This window comes from Flavobacterium psychrophilum, assembly GCA_001708385.1.
In the GTDB taxonomy this organism is placed as follows: domain Bacteria; phylum Bacteroidota; class Bacteroidia; order Flavobacteriales; family Flavobacteriaceae; genus Flavobacterium; species Flavobacterium psychrophilum_A.
In genome coordinates this window covers 3915815-3929197 of record CP012388.1, presented here as the reverse complement: position 1 = coordinate 3929197, position 13383 = coordinate 3915815, and the positions used below count along the sequence as shown (strand labels likewise).

Below are 13383 nucleotides of genomic sequence, written 5' to 3'. Positions count from 1 at the left end.
CCCAATATGCCTAAAAAGCAGAATTATCTACCAAATTTGTTATCTGAGAAACTTAGAATAATATCCTAAAGCACTCTGCATAACTTTTTTGTGACTATATTTTTCTGATACCTCCTGTATACAACTCTGTTTCATATCCCTGATAAAATTTTTATTGTTTAATACAAATTTCATACGATTTAATAAGGCCGTTGAATCTTTTGCGGGAACAAGAAAACCATTAATATTCTCTCTTATTATCTCATCATAACCGGTGATTTGGGTAGCGATAACCGGCTTACCCATTAAATTTGCTTCAAGTAATGATAATCCAAAACCTTCCCTGTAAGACGGCGACACAAATACGTCCATAATTGAAAGGTATTTTTTGACATCTTTCTGAAAACCTGTTTCTATAATCGCTGTATTTTCGCTAATTATTTTTTTTGTTTTGGGTAAAAGAGGATCTAATTTATCTTCATACGAACCTACCAAAAGTAACTTTGTATTTGTTTCTGTATTGTTAATTTCATTAAATGCATATATCAATTCATTAATACCCTTATCACTTACAATACGCCCAACATAGCCATATAAAAAATCGTCATGTTCAATGCCCAGCCCTTCTTTAATCTGATAACTATCGTAAGAACAATTTATAAATTCATCGACTGCCACTCCATTGGCGCTACCATTATCTATTACTATTACTTTCTTGTTGGTTAAATTCCTTTCAACTTTTTCTTTAATTCCATAGCTTACAGCTATAATTTCTGTAGCACAATAGCATCCCAAAATTTCCAAACCTATTAATATTTTCCTTTTTATTCCAAAAGCGCCCTCAAACCGAAGGCCATGTACATAATAAATTCTATTGGGAATTCCCACTATTTTTCCTGCTACCAGCCCTAGTAAAGAGGCTTTTGGAGTATTACAATGAATTATAAAAATTTTTCTCGTAATGAAGTAATATAGTAACTTTATAAAAGATCTTAAATCATGAAAAAAAGAAATTTCTCTTTTCATTTTTATTGCTTTGTATGCCACTCCTTCCCGTGAAGCTATCTCTATGAGTTCTTCAGACGGTGAACTTACTAGTGTTACATCGTATATCTTGCTTAACTCTGAAATTTGCTCTCTAAAGAATTCCAGCGACATAGAAACTGTTGTAAGTAGAACTAATTTTTTTTTCATAATAGTGGCACTTTAGTTTCGTTGATTTTATCGATCGCGTTTTTGTAAATACATACTTCCTCACTACCTAAAACAAAATTCCGCCTACGTTGGAAGTCTCTGTCTACTTTCACTATTTTTAAGAACCTCACTACCCATGATTTTAATAATAAAATCATATAATATTTGTTTATCCTTCCTTTATATTTTCTTACTAATTGCTTTTCTACACTATATGCCCTAAGCAGCTTATTAGGTAAAATATTATTTTCCTCTCTATATATGTATAGAGGGCTGGACAAGGAAATTACTTTCAAATCTTTTTTTTGACTTGTGCGTACCCACAATTCCAAATCCTGCGCTATGGTAAGTTTTTCATCATATTTATTTCGTTCGTACCAGCTTTTCCTTGCTAATATGGCAGCATGTGTAATTCCTTTTTTCCTACTGATAATTTCTTCGAAAGTTGCTCCCAAATAAGCACTACCCCTTTTCCCTACAATGGTCAGATCATTTAAAACTGAATAAATACCAGATGTCACTAAATCGTACTGTGGATTGTTGACTAAAATGTCGTATTGAATTTGTAACCTTTCCGGAACCATCAAATCATCCGCATCCATACGTGCGATATATTCATATTTAGCAAGCTTCGTAACCTCGTTTAAACGGCTTGCCAATTTTTTATTTTTCCCATCTGAAATAACACGAACTCTGGGATCGTTAATAGAATTCGCAATCTCTAATGATCTGTCTGTAGATCCGTCATCTATCAAAATAAGTTCCCATTCGAGGTATGTCTGGGCAAATACAGACCGTATAGCATCAAAAAGGTATTGCTCAACATTGTAAAATGGTATTGCTACTGTAATCCCCATAATTAAAATATTTCAGTGTTTAACTTATAAGGAACCAGATTTGCCATTTTATCGAGCATTACATAAAAAAACAGCGTATGCATGACTATAAAAACAGATACAAATAACCCTGTATTAATCTTGTTAGTTTTTAGGTACAGATATATTAGCGGCCAGATTAAAATGTAACCTGGAGCGAAATACACTGTCATCCTAATAAAGTTTACATCACTGCCTGTAATTACTACGATGATGTAGATGATAGTTGAGAACAGACATAACTTCAGATAAAATTCAAATTCCTTTAAGGCCGGGAATTTATTCTTAACCATATCTTCTCTTATATAAATGAAGAAAGCTGATATAACAGTATAAAAAAGGCACAATAAATAACCACCCGTTGCGCCCCTGTTTACATATACTGTATAACGGTTAAAATCGCTGTTATCTATTGCTAACAAGTATTTACCTGCCAGCACAAATAATACTGACGATCCTATTAGTATGGCAATAAATTTTTTTAAATCGTATTTAATATTGATGAGGAAATAGAAAGGCAGTAGGATGATGATAGACTGGTGAAAGAAAAAACCAATGCATACTAAAATCAAAAATGGCAGAATTTTTTTATGGTATACATAATATAAACTCAGTGCGAAGATGGAGATGGCCAGACTTTGCCTTGCAGCATTAAAATAAGTTGAATATGTGCCCAGCGTGATAAAAACAATAACTGATATGAGGTAGTGATATGAAAATTTTCTGATGATAAGCATATAGATTGCTACGTTTACGATGGCAACCAACATGAATATCGTTACATATTTATCGGATATTAAATGCCCGATTTTTTGAAGTATTACAAATCCTCTTTCAATTGTTGTTTTGGGAAACTTAAAAAATTCTAGATTTTTATATGATTTGTAAATTCTCACATAATTACCGGAGTCTGTACCAACACTTTTATCCCTTAAACCACCGAATATTATAAGTACTCCACAAACAATCATTAGGTTAATAGTACCTAAAAAACTGTCCTTATATCTATCAGCGTAATAAATGCAGAAACAACTAATGATTAATATTAAAAAATGCGCTACCATTTTTTTAAGATTGATTGTATTACTTCGTTGTGAGACTCGCACCTGATGATATTATGAGTCGTTAATAACCTGGATCTCTTATAAAAAAGATTTGTAAACCTGTTATTTGTAATTCGATTGAGATGTATAAACAACCTATTGAAACCGAGTAAGTATGGGACATATAATTTACTTTTGAAGGCAATAAATTTTTCCCATTCAGAATAAATAAAAGCTTTATCCTTTATCTTTTCCGACCTTTCACTTAGTTGGCTTAGTAGTAATGCTGTATCTTTTTTAGTTAGTAGTGTTATACCACCTTTATCATTGGCTGTTATCGGTACAAAATTTATTGTAGGTGTGAAAGTGCCGTCAAATAATATTTGCACTAACAATCCCCTGTTCCACTGATCGTTCCCTTCTCTGTGTCCGAAAACTGTGTTTCCCTGCCCATAAAGAATTCTTTTTCCGGCATAATCCTCAAAAGTTCCAATACAGTGGCTATGTTGGCATAGTACCAGGTCTGCTCCTTTATCAACAAATTTTCTGCACTTTTTTTGAAGTAGCGGGCTAGGATATTCGTAATATTCCGCGCCTCCGTGATAAATAACAATCAAATAATCAACATTATTTTTTGTGTCCTCAATAAGATCAAGATCATCGAGCGGATCAAAAAACCCTGCTCCATAAGAGGTCTCTGTAGCAGTATTAAATTCCTGCTCGGAAAAAGCGATGAAGCCTATCTTATATCCGTTTACCTCTTTAATGTATGGCTTCTTCGAATCATAAATATTTTTTCCGGCACCAAATGTAGCTATGCCATTATCTAAGCAGGCAGCAATTGTAGATTTAACGCCACTTTCACCGCAATCTCTAATATGATTATTTGACAGGCTTAAAAGATTAAATCCTGCCTTTTTTAAAGCTTTAACAGTTGAAGTCGGCGCATGTAATACCGGGCCGCTTTTACGTATTGGAGTTGGACTATCGGTTAATACACATTCTAAATTTCCAAATAAAAAATCTGAGTTATCAAATACTCCCTGTACGTCGTTAAATAACGATGGAAAATCTTCCTTTAGGAAATTCGGCAATGTGTCCTTAGTCGGACACAAATCACCACATAAAGTTATAGTTACCTTACTTTTCATATGATGTAGATTTATTCATTGTTATATAAAAATCACAAACTTCTTTTGCATTCATCCTGCTGTCAAATCCTAAAGACCGAATTGTATGTTTTATAGTTTTTTTATCCGGTATCTTCTTGCTTTTTACGTTGAGGATAGCATTTACCCAATTTTGAATTTTAAAGTCATCAACAAATGTTACAAGCTGCAATTGCATATCCACACTTTTAGGAAATCCTTTATAAAGAATACAAGGTGTTGCCGCGGCCTGAGCTTCAACGGCTACTAAACCAAAACCTTCCTGCAACGAAGGCCCCACAAATACATCAATAGCATTCATCAACAACGGAACATCATCCCGTAATCCTAAATAAGCTACATGTTTATCCAGTTTATATTGCCTTACCTTATCTTCAATTTCTTTGTGATATTGAGGCTCGTCCTCTCTACCTGCGTATACTAAAAAATAATTACTGTTATTTTTTACCAATGCATTTAGCACCTCTATAGCAAATGAAATATTCTTGTGTCGGACTATACGACCAATGTTGCCTAACAGGATAGCGTCATCGGGAATCAAATTATTTTTTTTGAATGCAGCAACATCATCTGCCGAGATTGCATGATAGGCCTCTGTATCTACAGCATTATTAATAATTTGAAAATGATTGCTTTTTGACTTTTGGAATAAAGATTTACACGCTTCCAACGAGCAGCCCCAGAAATGTGTTGAATATTTATTAATGAGAATTTTTTGAAACCACAATTCTTTATTAGCTAAAAACCTGTATACACTACTTCCTCTAAATTTTATATCTGCATGAGAATGTGTAATGATTGAGCTTATCCCTGCTAACTTAGCAGCTAAAGCAATAACACCCGATTTACTATTCATATGTATGTGAACAATATCAGGACGTATAGTTTTAAATATTTTTTTTAACCCTTTTATGTAGTTGTAAATCCCGCTATCCCATAGTGTACGAGTATAATATAAACTGGAACCTTGACTTTTGATTTCATCATCAAAATCTCCTTTTGTAATACTGTTTTTATAATGAATTAAAAAGTCGAAATGAAGATTTTCAGATCTGTTTTTTAGCAGATCCATAACCATTACTTCGGCTCCACCTCTATTCATACCGCCTGTTATGTGTAGTACTTTAATCATATCTTTAATAGGTCTCCCAAAATTTTATCATATTCCCCCGGAGTAAAATCCGGTAAGCCACTTTTGGGGTAAAAGGTCATCTCTCCAAATATGATTTTGTTATTTACTTCATAAAAATCTACCCTCACAAATGGAAATGGTTTAGCTAAATCTTGTGCAATTGCAGCCATCTCACTTAAATTAGCGGGGGCCTCTATCGTGATGTCAGGCCTTGGTTTTAGGTCTTTACCAAAAGGAAGAATATTCCAATTGAGATCGTAAAAATTCTGTGCGTGGTTAGCGGTGTTACGCCCTTTATTGGCCTGTATAAAATGGGCATTCCCATTAAAACAAAAGAATTTAAAGTCTATTAGCTGACCGCATTTATCCTCAAGATATTCTTCAATTATCAATCTCGGTTTCATATTCTTGTATGGCCACTCCCTACCCGGCCAGAATATGTTATCATGCAGCCAGATGTTCATTATCTTTTTCCATATCCACCAGTTAATGTTGTGTTTATTCTCAACAATTAAATTCCATCCACTGCCATGAGTCGCTTTTATGACAAACTTTTCAGGAAGGTTATTAATTTTAATTTCGGTGACTGAATCGCATACATCTAGTATTTTTGAAAGCATTGCTGAATATCCCTTATTCTTCAGATAGTCTCTCACCTCATATTTATCTGCACAAGTGATCATTCTGTCATCCCTAAGATTCAGCTTTAACCATTGCAATTTTTCACTAAATGTCTTCGGATTTTCCAGATCTGGAACTTGACCCGAAAATTTCTTATACAGATTTATTATAGCCTCTTTATCGCTGAAATTCTCTATATCACTTTCACCCACAGACTGCCTTTTCTTTGTCCACAAATAGAGTAAGAAAGGATTTCTATTTTTCAAATTCACCAGGAACTCTCTCATAATTATCTTTTTATAGTACGGTATAATTTTCGCAAAACAATCCAGCAAGTATATTTTAGCTTTGCTGTCTTATTCCCCTCCAAACCCTGATAAAACCATTTTGCCTGTATCCTTACAGGTAATCCCTTATTTATATACCTATGATGTTCAGGTGTGACCCTTTCCTTTATTAACTCTAATGCCCTATCCTTTAAATCAGGCTTTATATTATCCAACATTCCAAACAACAGATTTAGCTGTTGCCTGAAATATTCTTTCATATAAATTTCCCAATAGTTATTCTCTGTAAGTACCTGCTTAGTTATGTCCATTATAAAAGCCAAATGCAATAGTTTCTCATTTTTTTGGGCTGTCGCAGCATTTGGCTGCTGCCTGTAATAGGTTAGTCGTTCAGGCAAAACAGATATCTTTTTTGCAGCGATAATTAAATGCCAGTGTACGGGGATGTCCTGTCGTGTGTAACCGAGAGGAAAGTGTATATTTAAATTTTTGGCAATACTTGTCTTAATAAGTTTCACACCTGTAAAAGCAGGTCTTTGAAGCAGCGCTATTTTATTACTGGCATCTAAAAATTTTAGGTCAGAAAGTTTATTTTTCTTCTTCGCTAATTCATCTTCGGTTGTAAAAGGAATATAGTCCCACATAACCATATCGGAATTTTCCCTCTGTGCTATGTACCAAGCCTTCTTCAACATTGTTACATCATACACATCATCGCTGTCGAGTAAGACAAGGTATTCGCCTCTTGCTTCTTTAATTGAATGATTACGTACAACAGCCAAACCTTCATTAGCTTTTCTTTCAATTATCCTTATCCTGTTATCCTGCTCTCTATATTTTTTCAGGATAGAAAGGCTATTATCCGTTGAGCAGTCATCAATACACAATACATCCAGGTCGGTATACGTCTGATTTAAAATGCTCTCCAGGCATTCGCTGAGATAATATTCAGTATTAAAAACTGCCAAGGCTACTGTAATCATGTACTATCCTGTATTAACTATAATGTATTGGTACTAAGCCATGTTCTCGGCTTAACGAAAATTTGGTATCTTAGTCTGTTACGCAGTCCGGATTTTATTCTTCTCAAATACCTGTTTACTTTCCTTTTCAACGTATATTTTTTCTTATATTCAGTAAGAAAATAGTCATACATGGTAGTATTATTCTTTACAAAATCCCACCAGACTTTGGCCTGGCTCATATATTTAGCATTCCATGGTTTAGCTGCGGTAAAATGAAATATTACCGGAGTTTCTGATAATTCAGCTTTAGAGAATAAACCATAGCTTTCTGCTCCGCTAGCCCGCACAGCATATGTTGCATTGTATTTTGGTGCCAGATATTTTATTTTTCCTTTACAGGATATATTCAGGATATCCTGATCAAAGAACTCCCATTTTTCATTTCTATACTCCAACCACTTTTTCGCTAATCCGTGTTTTCTGATTTCTTTGAGATTCATCAGTAAAACGCCCGCATTAATGTAGTCCGACTTAAAATCGCCAAATGATTTTTCCCAATAATCTAATTGTGATAAGAGTTTTTCATGAACCTGAAAAATATATAGATTCCTGATCCCTCCAAGAATGTTATCTTGTAAATCAGTCATATAAAGTTGGCTTATATCGTCATTTACAAGTGTATCTACGTCTATATAAAGTACTTTTTCAACAGTTTCGGGAAGAAGGTCAGCAAGCGTTAATCTATAATATGAAGCTACCGTAACTCCCCTATATGAATAAGCATTGTCGAAATCTGAGTTGGCAGCAATAAAGATGATCTGAAAACTTTCGTCATTCAATGAATGAATCATGTTTTTACTTTGATCTGTTACATCCTCAGCAATAATGCAATATATACTGTAAGTTGCCGGACGCCTTATATGATGCTTTAAAGACGCGATCGTAATATAGGCGGGTCTTGTGAAATTATTATCGAAACAATAAACTACAGATACTTCCATGCTGAAGGTGTTATTTTTTTATTACTTTAAATAGTTGTTTCTCAAAAGGATTCATAAAAAAAAATAAAACTGTTCCATAAGCCACTGTATACAGGGTGCATTGCAAAATAAAATTTCCCCAATTCTGACTTTTCATAAAGTGCCTGATTAAATAATTTGGAAATACGGCAATCAAAGCACCAAATAAAAGGGGTAAAAGAGCACGTTGAAAATACCTTATCATATTTAAACCCAGGTTTTTTTGATAATATATAGACATAACAATTTGAGATACCCCAATCATGACTGTGGTACCTATAATCATACCTTTCCCTGCGTAATCTATCGAGAGAAAATAACCTAAGACTACACCCAAAACACTTAAAACGAGAAATAATAGTGCTTTGAACATTACTTTGTTACTGGCTTCTAATATTGTATTTGCATATCCCTGGCTAATAGGTATGATGTTTACAGCCATAACCAATAGTGCTATAAACCATGAATCGATGTAGCTATAACCAATCCATAAGATAATAAAGTCATGTCCATATAAAATAAATGCTCCTAGTATATACAGTAGCCCAATCAATATTACGCGGGCTACCTTTATCATTTGCTGGGAAAGCTCATCATTTGACAACTGATTACTCACCGATTTCACAGCTGTTGGAAGTATAAAGCTGTTGATTACATTTCCAAATGTTCTGAAGTATATTCCCAACATTATGCCCACAGCATATACTGCTACAATTTTTGTGTTGTGATTAATTCCCAATACTACCTGCCCGGCAGACCACTGAAACTGAAACACTATACCAAAAATAAAAATCCACAATGAATACTGGAATATCGTCTTAAAGTAATGAAACTTAAAGTCATGAAGTCTGACCTTAACTTTAAGCACGTAAAAGGTATAAACAACTGTTCCGGCAATAAAAAGTAAATTCACAACAGAATCCAGTATCACAATACCAATCGCATTAGTTCCATAATATAAAATGCAAAGTATAGCAATGGTTCTGAGAATTTGCTTAACAACAATAGCCCATAACTTTGGAAAGAAAAACCTTTCGTATGCAAAACAAATACCCGAAAATGTTCCCCCTGGAAGAGATATTGCGATATTGGCTATATAAAAGATAGTCATAACCTTCGCTTTTTCTAACTGTTCCGGAGTAAGTGAGTTTCCGAACACGTCTTCAATTTTTATATAGAAAAAATATCCGGCTACGGCAATCAAAAGGCCTATTATCAAATAAATTATAAATACTGTAGCCAAAAAATTCTCTTCTTCTTTTTTCTTATTTTCTATCCGGTATTGACTTACGTAGCGTATTACAGTGTTATTTAACCCCAAATCGAGAATTGAAATATATCCCACGAATGCTCCTATAAGTGTGTACAAGCCATATTCAGAATTTCCGAGTGCAGCGATTATAAGCGGAGTTATAACTAAACCAGTTATATTAGTTATAAAAATATTTATATACGAAAAAAGCACTCCTTTTTTTAGCTGGCTCATCTTTTTACTAACTAGATTCTTTTAAAAGAATTTTTTACCCTATATATTAAATGATAAAGAGACAACATAAAATGTTAAATATTTACATTAAATACATACTTAATACTACAATAAGAAATAATATTACAATTACATGATGTGATAGCCAAATGCAGGGGGCATTTAGATTGAAGTTAACTATACACATTATGAATCTACCTTTGCAAGTTGGCAAAGGATAATTTCGCTATCAAAAATAGTTTATTTTACAACAAATCAAAACAATATAACAATAATTATTCCTTATAAGAATAAATTAAGTACTAAAATATGATTATTTTATGCAAAAAAAAGTACTTTTAGAACTTGAAAAATTGACGGATATCAGAAGCAATTAAACTTTATCAATCACAATCTAACCATCATATTTATTTTATTAATGAATTCCCATAAAACTATAATAAATACCTTTAAAGGATTGGCTTTTTTTTTACTCGCAATTGTATTTACATCGTGCGCGTCCAGAAAAAAAATCGTGTATTTTCAGGGAGATGCAGAGTTAAATACGTCATTCGAGAAAAATGTACCTAGAATTGGCCCTAACGACATGCTGTCGATTTCAATTTCAGCAGCTGACGTAAAAGCAACAGAAGCTTTTAATCAGGCAAGTGTATATCAAATGCGATCTTCTCCTAACGAAACGCCACAAAATGTATATACCGTTTCGGAAGCAGGTACTATCGAGTTTCCTGTTTTAGGAGAAGTTAACTTAGGCGGTATGACACGGTATGAAGCTATAAAACTGTTTAAAAGCAAACTGAATAATTACATAGTAAATCCGGGAGTAAACATAAGCTTTACCAATTTTAAAATTAGCGTAATTGGCGAAGTTAATAACCCTGGGAGTTTTACACTACCAAATGAACGCATTACAATAATTGAAGCTTTAGCACTGGCAGGCGACCTATCTATTCAGGGTAAAAGAGAAAATGTGATGGTTATAAGGGAATATAATTCAAAAAAAACAACCTATTTTATAGATCTTACGTCAAAAGAAGCATTGAATTCACCCGTTTACTACCTGGCACAAAATGACGTGGTATATGTAGAACCCAATAAGGCAAGAATACAATCGTCAGTAGTAAATTATAGTCTGTTCATTTCAGTAGCAGGCATCATTATTTCTGTAATAGCAGTATTATCTAGATAAAATGGAAACAAATAAACAGGAGATAACTTTTCGTAACCCATCTGAAATAGCAAACCCAAGAGAACTATTTGAGAAGTATTTTTACTACTGGAAATGGTTTGCTATATCCATAGTAATTTCTTTATTATTTGCCGTGTTATACTTACGTTATGCTAATAAAAACTACGAAGTAAATGCTCAGATATTATTAAATGATAAATCAAAAGCATCTCCAGAACTGGCAGCCCTGACTGATGCTACGGCTAGCTTTACGGGAACAAACAGCAATGCCAGTGTAAATGACCAGATAAAAATTATGAAATCCCGTCGTTTAATGTATAAAATTATACAGCAAAGTAGATTAAACGTAAACTATTTCAACCACGGTAACATAACTAAGATCGAAGTGCTGGCGAAACATTCACCAGTGCAAATCAAATTTGAACAGGATACAGCATATACCTCTTATAACTTTAGTGGAAAACTTGAAATAAAAACAATTAACCTTAAACAATTTGAGATTGTCGAAGGTGATTTGATAAAACCTGGTATTTACCATTATTACCAACCTATACCAACGTCTTTAGGGGCAGTAACATTTATTCCCAATGTAAATAATATTGGAAAGGTGGTAAATATACAGTTTCAGCCTATCACCTCTACAGTTCAGAAATACATACAAAAAATTTCTGTTACTCCTGATGATGATGCAAATTCTATGATTGTAAACTTTGCATTGGTAGATAACATTAAAGAACGTGCTATTTTAATCGTTAACAGCCTTATTAACAGCTATAGCCTGGAAAGTAAAGAAGATGAAAGCAAACTTGCAGAGGCTACAGCCAGCTTTATAAATGAACGTTTACAGCTAATTACCTCTGATCTCGAAAATGTAGATAAAAATCTGGAAGATTATAAAACTAAAAACAATCTCAACAATACCGAAACAGAGGCAGTAATGTTTTTAACAGATGCGCTGGCTGCAGATAAGGAGGTAGTTACCCAAGGTGCCCAATTGCAAATAGCACAGCATTTGCAGCAAACGTTGCAAAATAATAAAAATTCGCTTCTACCTTCCAATATAGGAATACAAGACGCTGCTTTGAGCGAAACTATAAGCAATTACAACCAATTGGTTCTTGAACAACAACAGTACAGTAAATCAATGACCCCTAATAACCCCACAATGGTTACGCTGCTAAAAAATATAGAAGATCTACGTATTAATATATTAAGCAGCCTTAAAATGTATGTTCGTAATCTTCAGGCGTCACTGAATTTGCTACAAAATACAGAGGGTGGTTTAAACAATAAATTGAAAAAATTACCAAAGCAGGAAAGAGGATTTAGAAATATTGCACGTCAGCAGCAAATTGTTGAAGCGATTTATTTGTTTTTATTACAAAAACGTGAAGAGGCAGAAATTAGAGCGACTGCAACAATAGATACACTTAAAATAGTAGACGAGGCTTACACCACCAATACACCAGTTACGCCAAAAAATAGCAGCGTCTATTTTTGGAGTATTTTGTTAGGCTTTTTCGTCCCTTTTACTTTATTATTTTTAAAGTTTTTGTTGAGTAATACCATTAAGGATAAAAAAGATTTTAACGGAATATACTCCGGGCCTTTTTTAGGTGATATTCCAACAAGTGATGATGAAATAACAGGATCTAACGACCGTTCGGGCTTGGCGGAGTCATTACGCATCATACGTTCTAATCTAAACTTTATATTGCCTAAAACAACATATGGCAAAGTTATTTATGTAACATCAACTTTACCTGGCGAAGGCAAAACATTTACGGCTGTAAATCTCGCCCAGATTTTAGCATTAACTAAAAAAACTGTAATAGTATTAGGGGCAGACGTTCGTGTTCCAAAAATATTAGATTACCTAAATTTAACGGTTAAAAATATGGGGCTCACTACTTTATTAGCGAATCATGACGTTGATGTAAATACCGTTATTTTAAAGCAACCCGACAACTATCTGTTTGACATTCTGCCTGCGGGTATTATTCCACCTAATCCGGCGGAACTGTTAATGGATGAGCGTTTTAAAGAAATTGTAACCGAACTTAAAAACAGATATGATTATGTAATTGTTGACACTGCTCCTGTAGGAATGGTTAGCGATACTCAAATTATCGCCGAGTATGCCGATGCCACCTTGTTTATAGCACGTTCTAATTATTTAGACAAACGCTTAACGACAGTACTACAAGATATGTATTTAAACAAAAAATTAAAGAATATTGGCCTTATCATAAATGATGTTAACTACAATAAAGGGTATGGATACGGCTATGGTTACGGTTATGAATATAATGACCGAAAAAAGTCTTTTTTTAAGTCAATAAAAAGAAGAGGATTTCGATCGTAAGATCGTAAGAAACATGTAGAATTCTTTAACTTTCATTTAAAGCTTGCTCGAAACAATAT

The 13383-nt window shown here is 33.7% G+C and carries 11 protein-coding genes; 2 read left to right on the top strand and 9 right to left on the bottom strand.

Going from position 1 to position 13383, the window contains the following annotated elements:
* Positions 1 to 39: 39 nt before the first annotated feature.
* From ALW18_17380 to ALW18_17340, 9 genes are all read right to left on the bottom strand, one after another.
* The gene (locus ALW18_17380) at positions 40 to 1173 is read right to left on the bottom strand and encodes a capsular biosynthesis protein (protein AOE54123.1); all 1134 of its coding nucleotides are present in this window, start codon (positions 1171 to 1173) and stop codon (positions 40 to 42) included.
* Positions 1170 to 2030, bottom strand: a complete 861-nt coding sequence (locus tag ALW18_17375; protein ID AOE54122.1) for a glycosyltransferase — start codon at positions 2028 to 2030, stop codon at positions 1170 to 1172. Before ALW18_17375 ends, ALW18_17380 begins: the two co-directional genes overlap by 4 nt.
* Before the next feature lie 2 nt (positions 2031 to 2032).
* Positions 2033 to 3019, bottom strand: coding sequence for a hypothetical protein (locus ALW18_17370; GenBank protein AOE54121.1), 987 nt, complete (start codon positions 3017 to 3019; stop codon positions 2033 to 2035).
* An 86-nt stretch (positions 3020 to 3105) separates the two neighbouring features.
* Entirely contained in the window at positions 3106 to 4242 is a 1137-nt protein-coding gene (locus ALW18_17365) for a hypothetical protein (GenBank protein AOE54120.1), read from the bottom strand.
* Positions 4232 to 5392: a hypothetical protein gene (locus tag ALW18_17360; GenBank protein ID AOE54119.1), complete on the bottom strand. Its 1161-nt coding sequence runs from the start codon at positions 5390 to 5392 to the stop codon at positions 4232 to 4234. The genes ALW18_17365 and ALW18_17360 overlap by 11 nt, the downstream gene beginning before the upstream one ends.
* Positions 5389 to 6141: a hypothetical protein gene (locus ALW18_17355; protein ID AOE54469.1), complete on the bottom strand. Its 753-nt coding sequence runs from the start codon at positions 6139 to 6141 to the stop codon at positions 5389 to 5391. The genes ALW18_17360 and ALW18_17355 overlap by 4 nt, the downstream gene beginning before the upstream one ends.
* A 161-nt stretch (positions 6142 to 6302) precedes the next feature.
* Entirely contained in the window at positions 6303 to 7283 is a 981-nt protein-coding gene (locus tag ALW18_17350; protein AOE54118.1) for a hypothetical protein, read from the bottom strand.
* A gap of 17 nt (positions 7284 to 7300) precedes the next feature.
* A complete protein-coding gene (locus ALW18_17345) occupies positions 7301 to 8266 on the bottom strand; it encodes a hypothetical protein (GenBank protein AOE54117.1) in 966 nt (321 codons plus the stop codon).
* A gap of 10 nt (positions 8267 to 8276) precedes the next feature.
* On the bottom strand, positions 8277 to 9770 hold the full coding sequence (locus ALW18_17340; GenBank protein AOE54116.1) for a hypothetical protein: 1494 nt from the start codon (positions 9768 to 9770) through the stop codon (positions 8277 to 8279).
* 418 nt (positions 9771 to 10188) lie between these two features.
* On the opposite strand from ALW18_17340, the gene ALW18_17335 reads away from it, so the two are divergent.
* Positions 10189 to 10959, top strand: coding sequence for a sugar transporter (locus ALW18_17335; GenBank protein ID AOE54115.1), 771 nt, complete (start codon positions 10189 to 10191; stop codon positions 10957 to 10959).
* 1 nt (position 10960) lies between these two features.
* On the top strand, positions 10961 to 13324 hold the full coding sequence (locus ALW18_17330) for a hypothetical protein (GenBank protein ID AOE54114.1): 2364 nt from the start codon (positions 10961 to 10963) through the stop codon (positions 13322 to 13324).
* Positions 13325 to 13383 lie beyond the last annotated feature (59 nt).